This is a genomic window from Actinopolyspora mzabensis (assembly GCF_900101095.1).
Lineage (GTDB): Bacteria > Actinomycetota > Actinomycetes > Mycobacteriales > Pseudonocardiaceae > Actinopolyspora > Actinopolyspora mzabensis.
Window position 1 is genome coordinate 292,855 of the sequence record NZ_FNFM01000002.1, and the last position, 21,625, is coordinate 314,479.

Annotated in this window: 21 protein-coding genes; 7 read left to right on the top strand and 14 right to left on the bottom strand. The window is 68.3% G+C overall.

What is annotated here, in order from left to right; genetic code table 11:
- Nucleotides 1-159: 159 nt before the first annotated feature.
- Complete coding sequence (locus BLR41_RS03950) at nucleotides 160-1,773, bottom strand: carboxyl transferase domain-containing protein (protein WP_092626523.1); 1,614 nt, start codon at nucleotides 1,771-1,773, stop codon at nucleotides 160-162.
- A gap of 141 nt (nucleotides 1,774-1,914) precedes the next feature.
- On the opposite strand from BLR41_RS03950, the gene BLR41_RS03955 reads away from it, so the two are divergent.
- A complete protein-coding gene (locus BLR41_RS03955; RefSeq protein ID WP_092626525.1) occupies nucleotides 1,915-2,535 on the top strand; it encodes an SACE_7040 family transcriptional regulator in 621 nt (206 codons plus the stop codon).
- A 74-nt stretch (nucleotides 2,536-2,609) separates the two neighbouring features.
- Here BLR41_RS03955 and BLR41_RS03960 read toward each other — a convergent pair whose 3' ends face one another.
- Nucleotides 2,610-3,410 (bottom strand): DUF427 domain-containing protein, encoded by an 801-nt coding sequence (locus BLR41_RS03960; RefSeq protein WP_092626527.1) that lies wholly within the window; start codon nucleotides 3,408-3,410, stop codon nucleotides 2,610-2,612.
- A 300-nt stretch (nucleotides 3,411-3,710) separates the two neighbouring features.
- On the opposite strand from BLR41_RS03960, the gene ctaD reads away from it, so the two are divergent.
- Nucleotides 3,711-5,414: an aa3-type cytochrome oxidase subunit I gene (gene ctaD / locus BLR41_RS03965; protein ID WP_092626528.1), complete on the top strand. Its 1,704-nt coding sequence runs from the start codon at nucleotides 3,711-3,713 to the stop codon at nucleotides 5,412-5,414.
- Between the two features lie 42 nt (nucleotides 5,415-5,456).
- On the opposite strand, the gene BLR41_RS03970 is transcribed toward ctaD, so the two are convergent.
- On the bottom strand, nucleotides 5,457-6,062 hold the full coding sequence (locus BLR41_RS03970; RefSeq protein WP_245693808.1) for a zinc finger domain-containing protein: 606 nt from the start codon (nucleotides 6,060-6,062) through the stop codon (nucleotides 5,457-5,459).
- Nucleotides 6,062-7,129: a hypothetical protein gene (locus BLR41_RS03975; RefSeq protein ID WP_092626530.1), complete on the bottom strand. Its 1,068-nt coding sequence runs from the start codon at nucleotides 7,127-7,129 to the stop codon at nucleotides 6,062-6,064. The genes BLR41_RS03970 and BLR41_RS03975 overlap by 1 nt, the downstream gene beginning before the upstream one ends.
- A gap of 415 nt (nucleotides 7,130-7,544) precedes the next feature.
- Here BLR41_RS03975 and BLR41_RS03980 point away from each other — a divergent pair, with 415 nt between their 5' ends.
- Both BLR41_RS03980 and BLR41_RS03985 read left to right on the top strand, forming a co-directional pair.
- The gene (locus tag BLR41_RS03980) at nucleotides 7,545-8,816 is read left to right on the top strand and encodes an MFS transporter (RefSeq protein WP_092626818.1); all 1,272 of its coding nucleotides are present in this window, start codon (nucleotides 7,545-7,547) and stop codon (nucleotides 8,814-8,816) included.
- 193 nt (nucleotides 8,817-9,009) lie between these two features.
- Complete coding sequence (locus tag BLR41_RS03985; protein ID WP_092626531.1) at nucleotides 9,010-9,840, top strand: aldo/keto reductase; 831 nt, start codon at nucleotides 9,010-9,012, stop codon at nucleotides 9,838-9,840.
- A 314-nt stretch (nucleotides 9,841-10,154) separates the two neighbouring features.
- Here the strand turns inward: BLR41_RS03985 and BLR41_RS03990 are convergent, their stop codons facing one another.
- Together BLR41_RS03990 and BLR41_RS03995 are read right to left on the bottom strand one after the other, a co-directional pair.
- Nucleotides 10,155-11,312 carry an FAD-dependent oxidoreductase gene (locus BLR41_RS03990; protein ID WP_092626533.1) on the bottom strand — a complete coding sequence of 386 codons (1,158 nt, stop codon included), beginning with the start codon at nucleotides 11,310-11,312 and terminating at the stop codon, nucleotides 10,155-10,157.
- Between the two features lie 203 nt (nucleotides 11,313-11,515).
- The gene (locus BLR41_RS03995; protein WP_092602537.1) at nucleotides 11,516-11,716 is read right to left on the bottom strand and encodes a hypothetical protein; all 201 of its coding nucleotides are present in this window, start codon (nucleotides 11,714-11,716) and stop codon (nucleotides 11,516-11,518) included.
- A gap of 271 nt (nucleotides 11,717-11,987) precedes the next feature.
- On the opposite strand from BLR41_RS03995, the gene BLR41_RS04000 reads away from it, so the two are divergent.
- The 3 genes from BLR41_RS04000 to BLR41_RS04010 all read left to right on the top strand — a co-directional run bounded on the left by BLR41_RS04000 (nucleotide 11,988) and on the right by BLR41_RS04010 (nucleotide 14,295).
- Nucleotides 11,988-12,608: a YigZ family protein gene (locus BLR41_RS04000; protein WP_092626534.1), complete on the top strand. Its 621-nt coding sequence runs from the start codon at nucleotides 11,988-11,990 to the stop codon at nucleotides 12,606-12,608.
- A 160-nt stretch (nucleotides 12,609-12,768) separates the two neighbouring features.
- Entirely contained in the window at nucleotides 12,769-12,975 is a 207-nt protein-coding gene (locus tag BLR41_RS04005) for a hypothetical protein (protein WP_092626536.1), read from the top strand.
- A 381-nt stretch (nucleotides 12,976-13,356) separates the two neighbouring features.
- Complete coding sequence (locus BLR41_RS04010) at nucleotides 13,357-14,295, top strand: sporulation protein (RefSeq protein WP_092626537.1); 939 nt, start codon at nucleotides 13,357-13,359, stop codon at nucleotides 14,293-14,295.
- Nucleotides 14,296-14,609: 314 nt separating this feature from the next.
- On the opposite strand, the gene BLR41_RS04015 is transcribed toward BLR41_RS04010, so the two are convergent.
- The 8 genes from BLR41_RS04015 to paaZ all read right to left on the bottom strand — a co-directional run bounded on the left by BLR41_RS04015 (nucleotide 14,610) and on the right by paaZ (nucleotide 21,605).
- Nucleotides 14,610-14,972 carry a helix-turn-helix domain-containing protein gene (locus BLR41_RS04015; RefSeq protein WP_092626819.1) on the bottom strand — a complete coding sequence of 121 codons (363 nt, stop codon included), beginning with the start codon at nucleotides 14,970-14,972 and terminating at the stop codon, nucleotides 14,610-14,612.
- 2 nt (nucleotides 14,973-14,974) lie between these two features.
- Nucleotides 14,975-15,337, bottom strand: a complete 363-nt coding sequence (locus BLR41_RS04020) for a type II toxin-antitoxin system RelE/ParE family toxin (RefSeq protein ID WP_092626539.1) — start codon at nucleotides 15,335-15,337, stop codon at nucleotides 14,975-14,977.
- Nucleotides 15,338-15,492: 155 nt separating this feature from the next.
- Nucleotides 15,493-16,587 (bottom strand): 1,2-phenylacetyl-CoA epoxidase subunit PaaE, encoded by a 1,095-nt coding sequence (paaE, locus tag BLR41_RS04025; protein ID WP_092626541.1) that lies wholly within the window; start codon nucleotides 16,585-16,587, stop codon nucleotides 15,493-15,495.
- Nucleotide 16,588: 1 nt separating this feature from the next.
- Nucleotides 16,589-17,125: a 1,2-phenylacetyl-CoA epoxidase subunit PaaD gene (gene paaD, locus BLR41_RS04030; protein WP_092626544.1), complete on the bottom strand. Its 537-nt coding sequence runs from the start codon at nucleotides 17,123-17,125 to the stop codon at nucleotides 16,589-16,591.
- A complete protein-coding gene (gene paaC / locus BLR41_RS04035) occupies nucleotides 17,119-18,009 on the bottom strand; it encodes a 1,2-phenylacetyl-CoA epoxidase subunit PaaC (RefSeq protein ID WP_092626546.1) in 891 nt (296 codons plus the stop codon). Before paaC ends, paaD begins: the two co-directional genes overlap by 7 nt.
- Before the next feature lie 176 nt (nucleotides 18,010-18,185).
- Nucleotides 18,186-18,530: a 1,2-phenylacetyl-CoA epoxidase subunit PaaB gene (paaB, locus tag BLR41_RS04040; RefSeq protein ID WP_245693810.1), complete on the bottom strand. Its 345-nt coding sequence runs from the start codon at nucleotides 18,528-18,530 to the stop codon at nucleotides 18,186-18,188.
- The gene (gene paaA, locus BLR41_RS04045) at nucleotides 18,527-19,495 is read right to left on the bottom strand and encodes a 1,2-phenylacetyl-CoA epoxidase subunit PaaA (RefSeq protein ID WP_092626547.1); all 969 of its coding nucleotides are present in this window, start codon (nucleotides 19,493-19,495) and stop codon (nucleotides 18,527-18,529) included. Before paaA ends, paaB begins: the two co-directional genes overlap by 4 nt.
- 67 nt (nucleotides 19,496-19,562) lie before the next feature.
- Nucleotides 19,563-21,605 carry a phenylacetic acid degradation bifunctional protein PaaZ gene (gene paaZ / locus BLR41_RS04050; RefSeq protein WP_092626549.1) on the bottom strand — a complete coding sequence of 681 codons (2,043 nt, stop codon included), beginning with the start codon at nucleotides 21,603-21,605 and terminating at the stop codon, nucleotides 19,563-19,565.
- Nucleotides 21,606-21,625: the final 20 nt, after the last annotated feature.

A 21,625-nucleotide genomic window follows, 5' to 3' on the forward strand; every position in this document is an offset into this window, starting at 1 on the left:
GCTGCCTGGGGGGTCACTGCCTGCCGGGTTGGTGACGGCTGGTTGTCGGCCATGTCCTTGCCTCCGAGGGGGCCACCGGGGTTCGGGTGGCCGTGGTCGTGTCGGCGGGGTCGTGTGGGCGGGATCTCCGCCGGTCGGCACGCCTTCCGGGTGCTTCGGTCACATGCGGAACACGCCGTTCTCCACCTGCTCCAGCGGGGCGTTCGCCGCCACCGACAGCGACAGCCCGAGCACGTCCCTGGTCTGCTTCGGGTCGATCACGCCGTCGTCCCACAGCCTGGCCGTGGAGTAGTAGGGGTGCCCCTGGTGCTCGTACTGCTCCCGCACCGGCTGCTTGAACTCCTCCTCGTCGGCCGCCGACCAGTGCTCGCCGCGTTCCTCGAACTGGTCGCGGCGGACGGTGGCCAGCACCGAGGCGGCCTGCTCGCCGCCCATCACCGAGATCCGGGCGTTCGGCCACATCCACAGGAACCGCGGGGAGTAGGCCCGGCCGCACATGGAATAGTTGCCCGCACCGAACGAGCCCCCGATGACCACGGTCAGCTTGGGGACGCGGGCGCAGGCCACGGCGGTGACCATCTTGGCGCCGTGCTTGGCGATGCCCCCGGCCTCGTACTCCTTGCCCACCATGAAGCCCGAGATGTTCTGCAGGAAGACCAGCGGGATCCGGCGCCGGTCGCAGAGCTGCACGAAGTGGGCGCCCTTGAGTGCCGACTCGCCGAACAGGATGCCGTTGTTGGCCACGATTCCCACGGGATGTCCGTGGATCCGGGCGAAGCCGGTCACCAGCGTTGTGCCGTACTCGGCCTTGAACTCGGAGAACCGGCTGCCGTCGACCACGCGGGCGATGACCTCGCGCACGTCGTACGGGGTGCGGCTGTCGGTGGGCACCACGCCGTAGAGCTGCTCGGGATCGGCGGCGGGTGCCTCCACCTCGGCGACCTGCCACGGCCGTTCGGGCGCGGGCGGCAGGGTGCTGACGATGGAGCGCACCATGCGCAGCGCGTCGGCGTCGTCGGCGGCGAGGTGGTCGGTGACGCCGGAGGTCTGGGCGTGCAGCCTGCCGCCGCCGAGCTCCTCGGCGGTCACCTCGGCACCGGTCGCCGCCTTCACCAGCGGGGGCCCGCCCAGGAAGATGGTCCCCTGCTCGCGGACGATCACGGCCTCGTCGCTCATGGCGGGGACGTAGGCGCCACCGGCGGTGCAGGAGCCGAGCACCGCCGCGATCTGGGGGATGCCGCGTGCGGACATGGTGGCCTGGTTGTAGAAGATCCGGCCGAAGTGCTCCCGGTCCGGGAAGACCTCGTCCTGCTTCGGCAGGAAGGCACCGCCGGAGTCGACGAGGTAGACGCAGGGCAGGTTGTTGTGCAGCGCCACTTCCTGGGCGCGCAGGTGCTTCTTGACGGTGACCGGGTAGTAGGTGCCGCCCTTGACCGTGGCGTCGTTGGCGACGATCACGCACTCCCGCCCGGATATCCTTCCGATGCCGGTGATGATCCCGGCGGCGGGCGCCTCGTCGTCGTAGAGCCCGTGCGCGGCCATCGGGGACAGCTCCAGCAACGGGGAGCCGCGGTCCAGCAGCGTTTCCACCCGGTCGCGCGGCAGCAGTTTGCCGCGTTCGACGTGGCGGCGCCTGGTCTTCTCCGGGCCGCCCGCCCGGACCCGTTCGAGGCGGGTGTTGAGGTCAGCCACGAGTGCGGTGTGTTCCGAGGCGTAACGCTCGTAGGACTCGGCCGTGGGGTCCACGTTGGTGGACAGCACCGGTGCATCCATCTCGCTACCCGTACCTTCCGTTCGGGCGCGGCCGCGCCGGGAAACGCCGGTGGGCGCTCACGGGCACGACCAATGTAGTTAATGATCGTTAACGTAGCGATGTTAACGCTGACTAACCAGTTTCGTCTAGTATCGGATCCGATGTCGAACGAGACCCCCGACGGAACCGGACGTGGCGGTGCCACGTCGAGACGTGAACAGCTGCTGAGCGCGGCCGCGGAACTGTTCGCCCGCTACGGGTTCCACGGAGTCGGCATAGACGACATCGGCGCTGCGGTCGGAATCTCCGGACCCGCGCTGTACCGGCACTTCCGAGGTAAGGACGCGATGCTCGGCGAGATGCTGACCGGCATCAGCGAACGGCTGCTCCACGGCGGGCGAGCCAGAACGGTGGACACCCCCGACCCGCTCGCCGCGCTCGAAGCCCTGGTCGCCTGGCACGTGGAGTTCGCGCTGACGAACTCGGCGCTGATCACGGTGCACCTGCGCGACCTGGACAGCCTCGCCGAACCCGATCGCCACCGGGTCCGCGAACTGCAGCGCGGCTACGTCGAGGTCTGGGTCGACACCCTGCTGCAGTGTCGCCCCGAGCTCTCCGAGCACACCGCGCGCGCATCCGCCCACGCGGTACTCGGGCTGATCAACTCGACCCCGCACAGCGCGCGACTCGACCCCACGAGGATGTCGGAACTGCTGCACCGGATGGCGATGAACGCGCTGCTGGCCGACCGGCGGAACGGCGCCGGCACCGACGGGGTGTGACGGCCGGTCCGGGCACTTCGGTGCGGCGAGCCCGGCGGGCGGGAGACCAGGAGAAGGAAGCTGTTGAGCCGGATCTAGGCAACCGCGGCGCCGTCCACCGTGGTCGTCACACCGTCGACCAGGAAGCAGTACAACCCGGTGATCCCGGCCGACTCGGGCAGCGGCTCCTCGTAGCGGAACACCGCGTCCGGCAGGTCCAGGCCCTCGCCACGCACCGACCGATAAGTGGCGGTCCCCTTGTAGGGGCAGACCGTGGTGGTGGCGCTGGTTTCCAGCAGCTCGGTGCGCACGTCCTCGGCGGGCAGGTAGAACCGGTTGGGCAGCCCAGTCTCGGACAACAGCCTGGCCCGGGCGCTCTCGGCCAGCACCACACCGCCACTGCTCACTCGGACGTGACGTGCGGTTTTCCGGACGTCCACCCGGTGATAAGGATCGCGGAGGTGCCCGAGCACCTCCTCTTCCTCGTCCAGCCACTGGTCCATCGCCCCCCAGCTGACGGACAGGTGCCCGGCCAGCCAGGACGCCTCCTCGAGGGGAGCGGGATAGCCCCACACCGCGCTCTCCGCGACCCAATCGCCCACCCGCACCGACCGGTACTCCGCATCGCCCTTGAACGGGCAGTGCGTGTGCCGCGTACTCGGCTCGAGCAGTTCCGCACGAACGTCCTCGACCGGCACGTAGAGCTGCGGCAGCAAGTTGCTCTCGTGCAGCAACTTGCCTCGCGAACTGTCCAGCACGGTCTCCCCCGCGAACCTCGCCCGCACGCGCCGCGGGAAGTCCTGCCAGAGCAGTCGGTGCGCGGGTCCCTCGATGCGGTAGTTCACCGTTTCCGGCGGCCTGCTGGTGAGCGGACCGCCGCCCAGGGTAAGAGCCACTGCGATAACCTCGAACTCTCTCGGAAGTCGTTTCGTGCCCGGCCCCCGGCCGGGTGGACGAGCGGGAATCACCGAGTCGAGCCACCACCTCGGGCACCGATCCGCCGCTTCCGATGGCCCACGGGATGAACGTGGCAGGTCACCCCGTCGCTCCCACACCGGTGACAACACTCCCCACTCGCAGCATGCTCCCGGAGCGCAGCAACATCAACCCATCGGGTTAAGAACACGTTTTGCGAGGTGACGACAGCGGCGCAAGACTGGACGGGTTCGGCCGCCGAGCCGAGGGAGGCAGGCAGGATGGCTACGCCCGACGCACAGCCCACACCCGTCCCGACGCGCGCATCCGGCCGCCAGCGGGCCAGGAAGGGTTCGGTGCTGATCGCGCTGACCCACACCACCGATCCGAAACGGATCGGCGTGCTCTACCTCTCCACCGCCTTCACGTTCTTCCTGATCGGCGGGCTGATGGCGATGTTCATCCGCGCCGAACTCGCCGCACCCGGTATGCAGGTGATCTCGCAGGAGCAGTACAACCAGCTGTTCACCATGCACGGCACGATCATGCTGCTGCTGTTCGCCACGCCGATCCTGTTCGGGTTCGCCAACGTGATACTGCCGCTGCAGATCGGCGCGCCGGATGTGGCCTTCCCCAGGCTGAACGCGTTCTCCTACTGGTTGTTCCTGTTCGGCGGCATAACCGTGATCGCGGGTTTCCTCGCCCCGGACGGTCCGGCCGACTTCGGCTGGACCGGCTACCCACCGCTCTCGGGGTTCAGCGTGGGGATCGGGGGCAACCTGTGGATCACGGGTCTGATCGTCTCCGGCCTGGGCACGATCCTCGGCGCGGTCAACATGATCACTTCGGTGGTCTGCATGCGCGCGCCCGGCATGACCATGTGGCGGATGCCGATCTTCACGTGGAACATCCTGGTCACCAGCCTGCTGATCCTGATAGCCTTCCCGATCCTGACCGCCGCGCTGTTCGGCCTGCTGGCCGACCGGCACCTCGACGCCCACGTGTTCGACCCGGCCAACGGCGGTGCGGTGCTGTGGCAGCACCTGTTCTGGTTCTTCGGCCACCCCGAGGTCTACATCGTCGCGCTGCCCTTCTTCGGCATCATCACCGAGATCCTGCCGGTGTTCTCCCGCAAGCCGCTGTTCGGCTACACCGGGCTGGTGTACGCCACCTGGGCCATCGGGTTCCTGTCGGTGCTCGTCTGGGCACACCACATGTACGTGACCGGGGCGGTGCTGCTGCCGTTCTTCTCCTTCACCACGTTCCTGATCGCGGTGCCCACCGGGATCAAGTTCTTCAACTGGATCGGCACCATGTGGCGCGGCCAGCTGACCTTCGAGTCACCGATGCTGTTCAGCGTCGGCTTCCTGGTGACCTTCCTGTTCGGCGGGCTGACCGGTGTGCTGCTGGCCTCACCACCACTGGACTTCCACGTCTCGGACACCTACTTCGTGGTGGCGCACTTCCACTACGTGCTGTTCGGCACGATCGTGTTCGCGGTGTTCGCGGGCATCTACTTCTGGTTCCCCAAGATGACCGGCCGGATGATGGACGAGCGGCTGGCGAAGGCGCACTTCTGGCTGACCTTCATCGGCTTCCACACCACGTTCCTGGTGCAGCACTGGCTGGGCAACGAGGGGATGCCCAGGCGTTACGCCGACTACCTGCCCACCGACGGGTTCCTCACGCTCAACGTGATCTCCAGCGCCGGGGCGTTCCTGCTGGGGGCCTCGATGCTGCCGTTCCTGTACAACGTGTTCAAGAGCTACCGGTACGGCGCGCAGGTCCACGTGGACGACCCCTGGGGACACGGCAACTCGCTGGAGTGGGCGACCTCCTGTCCGCCGCCGCGGCACAACTTCTACGAGCTCCCCCGGATCCGCTCCAGCCGGCCCGCCTTCGAACTGCACTACCCGCACATGTCGGAGCGCATGGCGCTGGAGGCCCACGTGACCGGCCCCAGGCCCGAGCGCCGCAAGGAGTGAGTAGCACGACCGCGGGGCGTTGCCGCGAGCGCCGTTTCCGGGTCAACCGCGTTCCACTGCGGCTCCCTCGGAGTCCTGCTCCTCGCTCGCCGCGTTCGGGACCGGCATCTCCACCCCCGCTTCCTCGAAGCGGGAGGGGTGCGACCTGTTGTTGGACAACGGCTGCACCTTGTTGCCGGTGCTGGAGACACAGCCCTTACCCGGCGAAGCCCGGCACACCGGGCACTTGACCTGCAGCACCTGCCGTCGGGCCTTGATGTCCTGAATCGCCTCGTCGGGATCCTGTCCCTTGGCTTCCAGCAGCGCGGCGGTGGCCCGTTCCCAACCGCGCAGCGACTCGGCAGCCGAGGGACGAGGCTTGGACTTGATCTCCGCGCTCTCGGCCTTCTGGATCTGCTGGTTGCGGTACTCCACCCACTCCCGGTGGATCACGCTGGTGGAAATCGACACCGAGTTCCTGCGGTAGTGCTCCACCACCACGGACTTGGCGAAGTCGGCGGGGACGTCTCCCAGCGCCGCCGCCCACGACTCCGCGGTCAGATCGGCCTTGCCCTGCTGCTGTTCGGTCTTGGGGTAGGCGAACCCCTCGAAGGACCTGTCGTAACTCGCGGCGAGTTGGAACAGCTCGGGGAGTTCGTAGGTTTCCATCAGGCTTCCTCCTCGTCCTGCGGGCCGTCGATGTCGATGACCGAGTCGTTCTCGGTTTGGTCGTGCTCGACCTTCTCGCGCATCCGCCGCTTGTTCTGGGCGGCCACGTAGTGTGCCTGTCTGGGCAGGTCGAAGGCTCGGCGACCGAAGGCGGGCTCCGGGAGACAGTCGGGGCACTTGCGCAGCCTCCCGTCGCTCTGCTCGATGTAGCCGCTGTCGCATCCGGCATTACCACAGTGCCCCGGCAGGGGGCGGGTGGACGCGCCGACCGCCTTCTCCTTCGAGTCCGGCAGCGAGAGGTGCCTTGCCCGGGGATTCGCGCGCTCGGCCGGTGGTTCCTTGGCGACGGCGGTGCTCGACGAGGAGCCGTCGTAGACGTCCCGCGCCGAACGCTGCAACGCCTCCCCGTAGCACTCGGAGAACCTGCTCGGCGAGGTCTTCTTGTCGCGCCAGATGTTGAGCGCCGCGATGAGGTCTCCGGTGTTGGCCAGCGGCGACATCTCGCGCTTGGCCCTGATCTCGCCGGCCAGTCGTTCCAGGATCCGGTCGGGTATCGGGTTCTTCTGCTGTTCGGCCCACTGCCGGACCAGGCTCTCCGTGCTCATGGTGTTGCCGGAACCGCCGTTCGAACCGGACCCGCCGTTCGAACCGGAGCCGCTGCCGGAGGCCGACCCGTTGTTGGCTCCCGCCCCGCCACCGGAGCCGGAACCGGTGTTCACCCCGGAAGGACGCTCGGTTTCCCGCGGGACCGTCGACCTGGCCACCGGGGCCGTGGCCTCCTTGGCCAGCGCGGTCCGTTCGGCGGGAGCGACGGCACGAGCGTGCAGGGTCCACTGCACCCCGGTCTCCGCCGAGGCCCCGGTCAACCAGCCGTAGCGCTCCAGCTCGGCGATCACCTCTATGGGATCCGACGCCCCCGCGGAGGCCAGATCACTCAACCGCACCCGCCCCTTGGCCTGGATGAGTGTGAAGGCCGCTCTGGCCTGCAGGCTCATGGAGTTGTCCTGAGCCAGTTCGGCCGGGACCGCTATCCACCCGTCCCAGCCGGCAGACAGCGCACCATCCATCGAACGACCCCTCCATCGGTGTCACACGCCGTGCTCGGACAAGGCTATACCGCCCGGCGGCACCCCCGGACAGCGTGCGCCGCCCCCGTGCGAAGCCGTCGAGCCCGCCGCGTGGGAGGCGTTTCGGGAGGCTTTTGGACACATTTGGACACATTGAGTGGCTCGCCTGCTCTTTTCGGGTGGAACCACCCTCGTCCCGAAGTGGCGCCCTTCATAATCGATGCAGGAACAGACCCCGCGCACTGTAGCGTTATCTCTGCGGGTCGCGTGAACAGGCGCCACCCGACCGGGCAAGGAAGCCCACGCATCGATCGACCGTTCCCGATCTCTTGACCGTGGCCGCGAAACCGGAAACACCGGCTCGCGTCCACCGAAACACGTCGGCGTGTCCGCGTTACACCGCAAGGAGAAAGCGTTGCCTGTTGCCCTGTTGGCACTCGCCATCGCGGCATTCGGAATCGGTACCACGGAATTCGTGATGATGGGGCTGCTGCCCGAGGTCGCCACCGGTATGAACGTGTCGATCTCGGCGGCGGGCGGCTACATCTCGCTGTACGCACTGGGAGTCGTCATCGGCGCGCCGCTGCTGACGATCTCGGGGATGCGCATACGCAGAAAAACCATGCTGCTGAGCATGCTGGGGTTGTTCATCGTGGGCAACCTGCTGTCCGCGATCGCGCCGACGCACGAATCGCTGCTGGCGGCCCGGTTCGTCGCGGGGCTGCCGCACGGCACGTTCTTCGGCATCGGGGCGGTCGTGGCCGCGAGCCTGGTGAGCAGGGACAAACGCGGCCGGGCCATCTCGATGATGTTCGTGGGGCTGACCGTGGCCAACATCATCGGCGTTCCGCTGGGCACGCTCCTCGGCCAGGCGATCAACTGGCGCTGGACCTTCGGACTGGTGGCGCTGATCGGAGCGGTGGCGCTGGCCGCCGTGAGCGTGCTGGTGCCGCGCCAGGCCAAACCGACCGAGGTCAGCGTGCGGGGCGAGCTGTCGGCCTTCCGGCGCCCCCAGGTGTGGCTGGCCTTCGCGGTGGTGGTCTTCGGCTTCGCGGCCACGTTCTCGTTCTACAGCTACATCAAGCCCCTGCTCGTCCAGGTGAGCGGCTACACGCCGCTGGCCGCCACCGTGCTGCTGGCGCTGTTCGGCACCGGCATGACGCTGGGCACCGTGATCGGCGGGAGGCTGGCGGACCGCTCCCCGATGCGCACGCTCTACGTCTTCCTGACCGCACTGGCCGTGGCCCTGACGATGTTCACGTTCACCGCGCACAACACAGTGCTGGTAGCGGTCAACGTGTTCCTGGTCGGCGTCACCGGTTTCGCCGCCATCCCGAGCATCCAGGCCAGGATCCTGGATCAGGCCAAGGAGGCGCCCTCGCTGGGTTCGGCCAGCATCCAGTCCACCTTCAACATCGCCAACTCCCTCGGCGCCTACCTGGGCGGGCTGGTCATCGCAGCCGGATTCGGTCTGATCTCGCCGAGCTGGGTCGGAGCGGTACTGGCCCTGGTGGGCCTGGGCTTCGCGGTGCTCTCCGGCAGGCTCGACCGTCGCGGTGCCGGCGGCGCTTCCGGCGGCGCTTCCGGCGGCCGGGATCGCTCCGCCGATTCCGGGGCCGCTTCGGAGGACACCACCCCCGCCCGGGTAGCGGAGTCGGCGAGCTCGACGACCGCGCACGCGCGCTGAGCCGAGCTCACCTCCCCGGGTGGCGAGGCCGTACCGGGCGATTCCGCTCCGCTCGTGATGCAATCACCACGGTCGGGAATGCTTGATCGATTCCACTGGTTACACGGGACGGCGTACTTCCCCCGAACAGGGGAGGAGACGCCGTCCGATTGGTGGCCGTGTTACGAGTCGACATTCGTGAAGGGAACACCAGATGAGCCAGGTTCCGAACATCACGCTCAACACCGGTGCGAAGATGCCGCAGCTGGGCTTCGGCGTCTTCCAGATCCCCTCCGAGGAGGTCGTGGCACCGGTCAGGGCCGCCCTGGAAGCGGGCTATCGCAGTATCGACACGGCGGCCGTGTACGGCAACGAGGAAGGCGTCGGCAGGGCGATCGCGGAGTCGGGCATTCCGCGTGAGGAACTGTTCGTCACCACCAAGTTGTGGAACGACAGGCAGGGCTACGACGAGACGTTCCGCGCGTTCGACGAGAGCCTCGACAAGCTGGGGCTGGACTACGTGGACCTCTACCTGATCCACTGGCCGATGCCCGGTCAGGACACCTACGTGCAGACCTGGCAGGCGTTCGAGAAGCTCCACGCCGAGGGCAGGGCCAAGTCCATCGGTGTCTCGAACTTCCACCCCGCGCACCTGCGCAGGCTGTTCGAGGAGACCAACGTGGTTCCCGCCGTGAACCAGATCGAGTTGCACCCCAACCTGCCGCAGGCAGAGCTGCGGGCGTTCCACGCCGAGCACGGCATCGCCACCGAGGCGTGGAGCCCGATCGGGCAGGGCAAGGGACTGCTGGAGGACTCCCGGCTGCAGGGCCTGGCCGAGAAGTACGGCAAGTCCCCGGCACAGGTGGTGCTGCGTTGGCACATCCAGCTGGGCAACGTGACCATCCCGAAGTCGGCCACCCCGGCGCGCGTTCAGGAGAATCTCGAGCTGTTCGACTTCGAACTCAGCGAGGACGACATGAAGGCCATCGGCGAGCTGGACAACGGTGGTCGGGTCGGACCCAACCCGGACGTCTTCGGCGCGTGACCGAAGGTTGAATCACCGCTCAAGCGGGCGGAGAGGCGCTGCTGCGCCGCGAGTGGGGGGCACCGGGTGTGCCTCCCACTCGGCACCGCCCCCGGCGACGGGCTCCCTGGAGTTCGCGCGAAATCGCCGCGCCACTTCGACGCAGGCCGAACTCCCCTACCCTCGCAGCCCGCACCGCCGCGGGTTCTCCGGTGCGGCCCTCGCGAGGACGGACCGACGTGGTGTAGGTCGCTGCTCAAGAACCGGCCCGACACGGTAAGGCGCCGACTCACGTGCCGGCTAACCGGCCACGCCGAAAACCGCCGACATTTCAGTCACGCTACGCCCACGGAGACCGAGGGTGGGGTAAGCCCGCGGAGGATGTTGCTGCCGGAGCGCAGCGAGATCACCTGGCTGCGAGTGGCGATCCAGCGCGGGAACTTGCCGATGCGCTGCAGCGGGGTGCGACGCTGCGCCGAGGTCAGCGCCGCGGTGCGCGACACCTTGGCCACCCGGGGTCTGCGCTGCTGTTCGTAGTCCCGCAACATCGGTTCGGGGTGTCTTCCGCCGTCGTGGGCGAGGGAACAGGAGAGCAACCAGGCGTCCTCCATCGTCTGGTTGGCGGCCTGCGCCACCGCGGGCGGCATCGCGTGCGCCGCGTCACCGATCAGGGTGGTTCGCGGCCCACCCCAGACCTTCGGTATCTGATGCCGGATGTGCGGGAAGAATCCCAGGTCCTCCTCGGACACCGATGCCAGCAGCTCCTCGACGGGTTCCGGCCAGCCGGTGAAAACGGACCGCAGGTCTGCCACGGTCAACTCGGCCTGGTCGTCCCGCCACGGCATGTCGAACCACCAGTGCAGCAGCCCTTCACCCGCCGGTATGAGCCCACAGTGGCCCTCGCGTCCCGCGATGTTCAGCGTCTGGTACCCGTAGGCGATCGGCAGGTCGCTGCGGGTCAGCCCCTGCCAGCTCGCCCAACCGGTCGGCCGCGCCGGTTCACCGCCCAGCACCGTGCGGCGGACCATCGACCGCTGCCCGTCCGCTCCCACGACTACGTCCCCGGTTTCCGAACTGCCGTCGGCGAAGTCGGCCACGGCGTGATCGGCGAACTCCCGGACGCCGACACAGCGCTTACCGAACCGGAAGACGTCGCTCGGCAGCGCCTCGGCCATGCGATACAGCAGTTCCCGCCGGGGGATCTCGACCGTGGGAGAGCCGAGGCGTTCCGTCACCTCGTCCAGATCCGCTTCCCAGAGCAACCTGCCGGTCGCGGTCATCGCACGCAGGCTGTGCAGCTGGCGTCCGACGCCTTGCAGCGGGATCCCCAGCCCGCGCAGCGCGGCGGTTCCGTTGCTCCACACCGTGACCCCGGCACCACCGTCCCGAAGCTGCTCGGCGTGCTCGTAGATCCTTACTCGGTGACCGTTGTCGAGCAGGCCTTTGGCCACGGCGAGTCCTCCCAAGCCTCCCCCGATGACCAGAACCCGCATGTCTCCGTCCGTTTCGTCACCGGCGCCCCATGTGCGGGAGCGCGACCAGCAGAACCGTCCTCGCTACAACGCTGCACCTCGGGTGCATTTTATCCGGAACTCGACCGGAACGGGACTTACGATTACTCACATCCGGATCATCCGCCGGTCCGCGCGAGCATCGACCGGAATTCCAGGGACGCGCGGGCCGACCGCGAACACGGTCAGGCCGCGCGTTCGAGGAAGCGGCCCGCGACCAGGCCGGGCTCCTCGTCTCCGTCGAAACGAACCCACAGCACGGGACCGTCGAAGACGTCCGGCAGACCGGTCGCGGCCTCGACCACGGTTCCCGTCTGATCCTGAAAACGGCCGAAGGAAGCGCGCACCCGGGTGCCTGGTTCCAACGGACTCGATGACTGCTCCATGAGAGTGGACGGTACGTGCCCGGCTGGCGGCACGAAAAATCACTCCCACCGGTATCCGCCCACGGAAGCGTGTGCAGGTGCTATCAACGCCGGTTACCGGATGTGCCCGAGATCACACCGGTTTTCGGGTGAGCGTTGTCACCAACGCCGCCGACGCGAGGGCCACCTTGCGTAGTCGGCTCACCACTGCCGGAGTCGCGGGCGAACGGTCCGCCGCGGCGCTTTCGGGCACGGTAGGGCCCCGCCGCCCGTTTCCGGTAGGAAGGAGGGCATGCGCACGATCCGACAGGCGGGTTCGGCAGAGCTCGTGGAGAAGAAGTCCCGCTTTCTGTGCGTGCTGCAACGCGTCGATTCCGAGTCGCGGGCGCGCGAGTTCGTGGCGCGGTGCCGCAAGGAGCACCCGGATGCCAGGCACCACTGTTACGCCTACGTGGTGGGCGACCACGCCGAGGTGCAGAAGTCCAACGACGACGGGGAACCGTCCGGTACGGCGGGGATGCCGATACTGCGGGTGCTGCACCGCAACGAGCTGACCAACACCGTGGCAGTGGTGGTGCGCTATTTCGGCGGTGTACTACTGGGCTCGGGTGGCCTGATCCGTGCGTACGGTACGGCTACCGGCCGAGCGCTGGAAGAGGTCGGGCTGGCCCGGCGGGAGCCGGCTCGGGTCGTTTCGGTCGCCGTGGATCACTCCACGGCGGGAAGACTGGACAACGAGCTACGCGCTACCGGATACGAACCCTCGGACACGCGTTACGGAAGTTTCGTGGAGTTCGACGTGCCGGTAGCGGAACCGGACATCGGGGCCTTCGAACACTGGCTCACCGAGACGGCGGGCGGCGACGCCCGGGTCAGCCGGGGTAACCGGATCTTCGTGGAAGTGGCGGAGTGACGCTCCCGACGACTTCCGGCGGATCTTAGCGAAAACTCCATACCGGACGAAAGCACCAGTGAGAAGATCAACATTGCCGTGTTCGCCCGGCCGCACTGCGTGATAAGCACACTTCCGAGGGGAGTTGGCACTCACAACACGACGCGCCGAAAGGAACCGGATGACCGACATCGCGGACAAGCTCGACAAGGCCTACGAGGGCAAGCCGCTCAGCGAGCTTCCCGACGCTCCCGTGGCGGCGCTGCAGGGAGTCAGCGAAAGCGACGCCGAACAGCTCGAGAAGGCCTTCGGGATCCGCACGATCAGGGACCTGGGCAACAACAAGTACTTCCGCTGGGCGCAGGCGATCAACCAGCTCGCCGACTGATTCGGAGTTCGCCGGACTCCACTTTCTCGAACACTGTGGACAGTCTTGTGGCGACGCGGGCTCCCGGCACGTTCCGGGAGCCCTGTTCGGCGCTCGGTCGTTCCCGGACCGTGCCCCACCGGGAACCGGCTCGGCCCGGGGCCTTCGAAGCGCGTCGGCACCCCCACCCCGCGCGACGATTTCGCGCGAAATCGACAGTCGGCCCGCCTTCGGCGACTCCGGACTTACGGGATTTTCCAGTCAAGATGCGGTAACGATCGAACCGGACAACGCCAACACGGAAACCACATCGGCGGCAGCATCGTCGCACGGGCGAGAGCACGTGGCACCCCCCGAACCGGCGGGAGTCGCGAAAACGGTCGGCGATGAAGGGATCGCGCGGTGTTCAAACGCATGTTGCAGGCAGTGGGAATCGGTGGCCCCTCCGTGGACACAGTGCTGCAGGGGGAGGCTTGCCAACCGGGTGGTCGGGTCTCGGGGGAGGTCCGCATCGGCGGAGCGAACGGAACCGCCGAGATTCAACGTATCGACCTGATCCTGGTCGCCGAAGTGGAAACCTCCGACGACCAGAAGGGAACGTTGGAGTTCCAGCGTCACACGGTGAGCGGGGAGTTCACGCTGGAGGCCGAGCAGTACTCCACGATTCCGTTCGAACTGCCGCTGCCCTGGGAGCTACCGATCACGGCACTGCGCGGCCAGCCGCTGCGCGGCATGCGGCTCGGCGTTCGCACCGAGGTCGCGGTGGCCAAGGCGGTGGACACCGGTGACATGGACCCGCTGCACGTCGAGCCCCTGCCGTCGCAGCAACCGGTGATCGAGGCGCTGCTGAACATGGGCGCGCCACTGAAAAGCGCCGATGTCGAGCACGGTGTGCTGCACGGCATCGCGCAGCAGTACCCCTTCTACCAGGAGATCGAGTTCTTCGCCCCGCCGCAGTTCGCGGGCGGCATCAACGAGGTCGAGCTGACCTTCGTGGCGCGTCCCGACAGCCTGGACGTGGTGCTGGAGGCGGACAAACGGGGCGGTCTGTTCACGTCCGGCGGCGACGCGCTGGGGCGCATCCACCGCAGTCACGAGGAAGCGCTGCACACCGACTGGACCTCCGAGATCCAGCACTGGTTGCAGGCGGTGTCGCAGTCCTCGGGCGGCTTCTTCGGCGGTGGGCACGATCACCACGGCCACGGCTCGGGTCGCTCCGGTTCCGGACTGGGTGGTGCCGTCGCGGGCGGAGTCGCGGGCGCCGCGGCAGGTGTTCTCGGCGGCATGATGCTCGGCGAGGCCCTGGAGGGCGAGGAAGAGGAGGAGGAAGAGGAAGGCTGATCCCTCCCGCCCCCTACCCGGCGGGCTCCTGACCGGTCTCGAAACCCCGTGGCGAGGGTGAGGGCGTTCGTGGCGGGCCGCACAGCGCTGACCGGTCGGACGCCCCGCCCGAACCGGTTCGGGTCGTTGCCGTGGGGCGGCCGTAAGAGTGTGCTCGGTCGCCCCGGCAGCGCTCCGCCCCACCTCAGTCGGGCGAAGGGCTACCGGTCACGGCCGACCGTGACCGGGGATTCGCCGCGGACGCGGCGGCACTCCTTCCCGTCCGCACGTTTCGCGAGTGATCGACGAGCCGGGTTGCCCCGGAGGAGACCGCGTCAAGCACACATCGAGGAACGATCGACCTGGCTCGTGGAGACCGTGACGTCGTGATCGGCGAAATCAGCCACGAGTTTCAGCGTGCCCCCTAACGCGGCGACATAGCGCCGGATGGTCCCCAACTCGAGATGTGCGAGATTTCCCTGCTCCAGTTTGCTCACACGCGCCTGGCTGACTCCCAGCCGCTCAGCCATCTCGGTTTGACTGAGATGCTGCTCCTCGCGCAACTGCGCCAAGCGATCACCCAGCACAAAGCCCTGAGTTAGGGCAGAAGCGTGTTCCCGAGCAGTCTCCACGTCACGCCCGTTGGAACGATCGAGAGCTTCTTTGTCCTTCTTGACGTCTTTCCAGGATCGACCCAACTTCACTCCTCCAGTACGGCCAAGTGCTCCTCGAAGCGCTTGTCGGCTATGGGAACAGTGGTTTCGTACCAACCTCTCCAGTTTCCGGCCTTGTCCCCGGCCACCAGGATGAACGCAGAGCGCCGTGCGTCAAAGGCGAACAGCAGTCGCAACTCGCTGTTACCGGTAGATGCGGGGCGTAGTTCCTTGAGGTTGTTGTTTCGGGATCCTTTGACATGATCAACAAGAGGACGGCCGAGATTCGGCCCTCTCTCGGCGAGCATGTCCAAAGCCTGTTCGACGAGATCCGCTGACTCGGGATCCTCCTCGCTCAGGGCAAGAAACCAGCTCTCGACCTCCTGATGCAGTTCGAGTTCCCAGCTCACGGTAATATTATAACCTCTGGGTTATAGACACAAGGAACCTGGCCGGAGCTTGTCCGGGCGGGACGAGCGTTCCGGTACGAGAGACCCGGCACGTACTCTTTGCGCGCCCCGCCGCCCGCACGTTTCGCGAGAGATCGACGAGCCGGGCGGAGGGCTCAGACGTCGTAGTCCACCGCGACCTCCTCGGTGACCGGGATCGACTGGCAGGTGAGCACGAACCCGGACTCCACCTCGGAGTCCTCCAGCGCGAAGTTGCGGCGCATCCGCACCTGCCCATCGGTGATCCTGGCACGGCAGGTACCGCACACCCCGCCCTTGCAGGCGAACGGCAGATCCGAGCGGACCCGCTGGGCCGCGTCGAGCACCGGGGTGTCGGTGGGCAGCGCGACCTCGGTGGTGCGGCCGTCCAGCGTCACCCGCCCGCGGGCGACCTCGCCCTCGTAGTCGCCTTCCTCGTGCCGCACCGGTTCGGGGGGAACGTCGTCGACGTAGAACAGCTCACGGTGCACCCGCTCGCCCGGCACACCGAGTTCGGCCAGTACCGCTCCGGCGTCCTCGACCATGCCGTACGGGCCGCACAGCCACCAATGCTCCGAGCCGTCGAGCGGCACCAGCGTGCCCAGCAGACCGCGCAGCCGCTCGGCGTCCAACCGCCCGCTGACGAGTTCGGACTCCCTGGGCTCCCTGGAAAGCACGTGCACCAGTTCGAAGCGACTCGGATAGCGGTCCTTGAGGTCGGCGAGCTCGTCGGCGAACATCACCGTGTCACTGCGACGGTTGCCGTAGATCACCGTGACCGCCGATTCGGTCTCGGCCAGCAGCGTAGCCGCGACGGAAAGCACCGGGGTGATCCCCGACCCCGCGGCGACCAGCACATGCCTGCCCGCGACCGTCAGATCCGGGGTGAACCTCCCGGTGGGTGGCATCACCTCGACCTCGTCACCGACCTCGATCCCCCCGGTCAGCCACCCGGAGAACAGCCCCTCCGGCACCAGTCGCACCCCGATGCGGGGCCGGGTGCCCCGCGCGGAGCAGATCGAGTAGGAACGCCGGTGCTCACCGTCGGCCTCCCGCCGCCGCAGGGTCAGCGACTGCCCGGGCAGGAAGTCGAACTCGGCCGCCAGCTCGGCGGGAACGTCGAGAGTCACCGCGACCGCGTCGTCACACAGCCGCTCGACCTCGGCCACCCGGAGGGTGTGGAAGGAGTTGTCCGCGCGACGCCTCGGCGCGGTAGCTGTCGGGGTGGACACGTCAGATCTCCTTGAAGTACTCGAAGGGCTCCCGGCAGTCCAGGCAGCGATACAGCGCCTTGCACGCGGTGGCGCTGAACTCGGAGGTGCGTTCGGTGGCGGGGGAATCGCACTGCGGGCAGCGGATCTCCCGTCGCGGCGGCCCCAGGGTCAGCGGGACCGGACCGGCACCACCGTTTCCGGGGGCCCACTCACCGGCCCGCTCGTCCGGCGGGTGTATGCCGTGCTCGGCCAGTTTGCGCCTGCCGCGCTCGGTGAGCCACGAACTGCTCCACGGTGGGGAGAGCTCGGTGCGGATCCGCACGTCGGCGTAGCCCGCCGCCGTGAGCCTGCGGTGCAGGTCGGTACGCATCTCGGTCAGCGCCGGGCAGCCGGAGTAGGTGGGTGTGATCGTGACGACCACGCCGCCGGTGTCGGTGACCGTGACCTCGCGCAGCACCCCGAGATCGGCGAGGGTGAGCATGGGAAGTTCCGGATCGGTCACCGACTCCGCGACCTCGGCGGCCACGGTCCGATCGCGTTCGGTGCTGGTTACCATGTCGCCTCCGGATCACTGCGCGCCAGGCTCTGCATCTCCGCGAGCAGGTAGCCGAGGTGTTCGGTGTGGACGCCGTCGCGGCCGGCCAGGCCGCCGACCGACCCCACCCGGTTCACCTCGGGCAGCCGCAGCAGCGCCTGCTCGGCCACTTGGGCCAGCACCCCGTCGAACTCCTCTCGCAGCTCGGTGCTGTCCACGGCCACCCCCGATGCGGCCAGTCGCCGTTCCACGGCGTGCCCGGTGAACAGCTCGTCGACCAGTGGCAGCACGTCGGCGAAACCGCTGCGCAGGCGCTCGGCGGAGTACTCGGTGCCGTCACCGAGCCGGACGGCCCAGCGTGCGGCGTACTCCCGGTGGTAGGTGACCTCCTTGACCGCTTTCGCGGCGATCGCGGCGAGCACCGGATCGGTGGAGGAGACCAGGCGGTTGAGCAGCGCCAGCCGCCAGGTGGACGACACCAGCAGCGCGGCGATGGTCCTGCCGAAATCCCCGCCGGGCAGCTCGACCAGCCGCACGTTGCGGAACTCCGGTTCGGAGCGGAAGTAGGCCAGCGCGTCCTCGTCACGGCCGAGCCCCTCCACCGAACCCGCGCGGGAGAGCAGCATCCTCGCCTGCCCCAGCAGGTCCAGGGCGATGTTGGCCAGCGCCACCTCGTCCTCCAGCTCGTGAGCACACGTCACCCACTCGGTGAGCCGTTGCGAGAGGATCAGCGCGTCGTCGCCGAGCATCAGGCAGTAGGCCGCGAGATCGCCGGTGTCGACACCGGCGGGCAGGGTGGTGTCCACTCCGGACAGCGGATCGTCGAACCCGGTGCCGAACGCCCAGCGAGCGTCCCCCTCGGGATGTGTCTCGGCGATTGCCTCGTAGGCGTTGTCGAACGACATGGGGAATTACCTCACCGGTTGCGAACGTGGCCGCCGAACCGCGGCGCCACGACTTGTCGAGTTCGGGACCGGAGCGAGAGCCGTACTGGGCCGAACCTCCACCAGTCCCGCAGTCGGCACCGCCGCGAGAGGTTCCGCCATCGGACCACCCCGACAGCTCGGCCGACACCGTCACCTCAGATATGGGGGACATCGTCGGGTATCTCGTAGAAGGTGGGATGCCGGTACACCTTGTCCCCGTTCGGCGCGAAGAACGGGTCCTTCTCGTCCGGGCTGGACGCGGTGATGTCGGCCGCGCGCACCACCCAGATGCTCACGCCCTCGTTGCGTCGGGTGTAGAGGTTGCGCGCGTTGTGCAGCGCCATCTCCTCGTCGGCGGCGTGCAGCGAGCCCACGTGCACGTGGTTGAGCCCCCGCTTCCCCCTGACGAAGACCTCGAACAGCGGCCAGGCCGTGCTGGGCCGTTCCACCCCGCCCGTAGCGTCCCGGTCGTTCTCCCCGGTTCCGGATGCTGTGCTCATACCGCGGCCCTCCCGCGTTCCGCCTGCTTCGCCGCGTGCGCCGCCGCGGCCTCGCGTACCCAGGAGCCGCCCTCGTGCGCGGCGCGCCGCCGTTCGACGCGTTGCGTGTTGCACGGCCCCTCACCGGCCAGCACGCGGTGGAACTCCTCCCAGTCCGGTTCGGAGAACTCGTAGTGCTCGCGCTCGGCGTTGTAGCTCAGCCCGGAGTCGGGCAGCGTGACTCCCAGCACCTCCGCCTGCGGCACGGTCATGTCCACGAACTTCTGCCGCAGCTGGTCGTTGGTGTGCCGCTTGATGCCCCAGGCCATCGACTGCTGGGTGTTGGGCGAGTCCCCGTCCGGCGGTCCGAACATCATCAGCGAGGGCCACCACCAGCGGTCCACCGCGTCCTGCACGTCCCGCCGCTGCTGTTCGGAGCCGTGCATCATGGTCAGCAGCAGCTCGTAGCCCTGCCGCTGGTGGAAGGACTCCTCCTTGCAGATGCGGATCATCGCCCGGGCGTAGGGCCCGTAGGAGCACCGGCACAGCGGCACCTGGTTCACGATCGCGGCCCCGTCCACCAGCCAGCCGATCACGCCGATGTCGGCGAAGGTCAGTGCCGGGTAGTTGAAGATGGAGGAGTACTTCTGGCGGCGTGCGACGAGCTTCTCGGTCAGGTCGGAGCGCTCGACGCCGAGCGTCTCGGCCGCCGAGTACAGATAGAGCCCGTGACCCGCCTCGTCCTGCACCTTGGCCAGCAGGATCGCCTTGCGCCGCAGGCTCGGGGCACGGGTCAGCCAGTTGCCCTCCGGCTGCATCCCGATGATCTCGGAGTGCGCGTGCTGGGCGATCTGGCGCACCAGGGTCTTGCGGTAGCCCTCGGGCATCCAGTCCCGCGGCTCGACGCGCTGGTCGTGTTCGACGGTCGACTCGAACCGTTGGTGTAACCGCTCCTCGTCGGTGATCGTGGCTTCCTCGGTGCTCACGCCACTCACCTCCTCCCCGAATTCTTCCGTTTCGCTTCGTCCGGCTGCGCCACCCGGCGGCGGCGCCTCATTCCGGTGGGTTCTCCTTGGCCACGAGGGTGAGGACGTCGTACTTGGCGACGGACTCGCCGTCCTGGTTGGTCACGTCCGCGTCCCAGCGCACCTCGCCGTAGTCGGCGTTGTGCCGTGGTGTGATGCGCTTGGCGGTCAGCGTGACCGTGATCTCGTCGCCCGGATAGGTGGGCGTCAGGAACCGCAGGTTCTCCAGGCCGTAGTTGGCCAGCACCGGCCCGGACTCGGGCGCGACGAACAGCCCGGCGGCGAACGAGACGACGAGGTAGCCGTGCGCCACCAGACCCCCGAAGAACGGGTTGGCGGCGGCTGCCTCCTCGTCGGTGTGCGCGTAGAACTCGTCCCCGGTGAACTCGGCGAACCGTCGCACGTCCTCCCGGGTGACGGTGCGGGGGCCGCCGACCACGCTGTCCCCGACGCGCAACCGCTCCAGGTGCTTGCGGAACGGGTGAACCGCCGTGATCTCGCGGGCGCTGCCCGGCGTCCACTTCCGGGTGAGGGAGGTGAGGGTGTCCGGGTCGGCCTGCACGGCGGTGCGCTGCATGTGATGCAGTACGCCGCGCAACCCGGCCATCTCCTCACCGCCGCCGGCCCGGCCGGGACCGCCGTGCGCCAGCTGCGGCAGCGGGGAACCGTGGCCGGTGGACTCCGCGGAATCGTGGCGGTTGAGCACGAGCATGCGTCCGTGCTGAGAAGCGGCGCCGGTCACGACGGTGCGGACGAACTCCGGATCCGCCGAGACGACCGAACCGACCAGACTGCCACTGCCCCGGCGCGCCAGGTCCACGGCGTGCTCGGCGTCGCGGTAGGGCATGATCGTGCTCACCGGGCCGAACGCCTCCACCTCGTGCGGCTGCGGCAGCTCGGGATCGTCGCAGCGCAGCAACATGGGCGGCACGAAGGCGCCCTGCTCGTAGTCGGCGTCGACGAGTTCGAACGGCGTGTTCGGGTCGCCGTGCACCGCTCGGCACGACTCCAGCAGCGCCTTCAGCGAGCGGCGGACCTCCTCGCGCTGTTCCAGGTCGGCCAGCGCACCCATGTCGACCTCGCTCGAAGCGGGATCGCCGACCCTGATGTCGGCCAGCCGCCGCCGTACGGCCTCGGTCACCTCGTCGGCGAGCTCTGCCGGGACGAAGGCCCTGCGGACGGCGGTGCACTTCTGGCCCGCCTTGACGGTCATCTCGGTGACCAGCTCGCGCACGAACAGTTCGAACTCCGGGCTGTCCGGGGTGGCGTCCGGCCCGAGGATCGAGCAGTTCAACGAGTCGGCCTCGGCGTTGAACCGCACGCCGCACCGAACGACGTTCTCGTGCGCGCGGAGGCGCCGCGCCGTGGCGGCCGATCCGGTGAACGAGAGCGTGTCCTGCTCGGTCAGGTGGTCGAGCAGATCGCCGGGATCGCCGCACAGCAGCTGAACCGACCCTTCCGGCAGGATGCCGGACTCGACGATCAGCTCCACCAGCCGGTGGGTCAGGTAGGCGGTCTGCGGAGCGGGTTTGATCAGGGTCGGCATTCCCGCGACGAAGGCGGGGGCGAGCTTCTCCAGCGGTCCCCAGACCGGGAAGTTGAACGCGTTGATCTGCACCGCCACCCCTCGCAGCGGGGTGGCGATGTGCTGCCCGAGGAAGGTTCCCTGCTTGCTCAGCGGTTCCGTGGCGCCGTCCACGTAGACGGTGTCGTCGGGCATCTCGCGTCTGCCCTTGCTGGAGTAGCTGAACAGCACGCCGATGCCGCCGTCGATGTCGAACTTGGAGTCGCCCTTGGTGGCGCCGGTCCGGGCCGAGAGCGAGTAGAGCTCGTGACGGTGTTCCCGCAGGTGGGAGGCCAGGGTTTTGAGCAGCGCGGCCCGCTGGTGGAAGGTGAGCTCGCGCAGGACGGGACCGACGGTCTCCCGGCCGTAAGCGAGCGCGGCGGCGGGGTCCAGCCCGGATGTGGAGATCCGCGCGACCTCCTGCCCGGTCACGGCGTCGTGCAACGGCGTTCCGGCCGCGTCGGGTCGCTGCCACCGTCCCGCGAGGTAGCTGCGCAATGGCTCCATCGTCGCGATCTCCCTGGGGT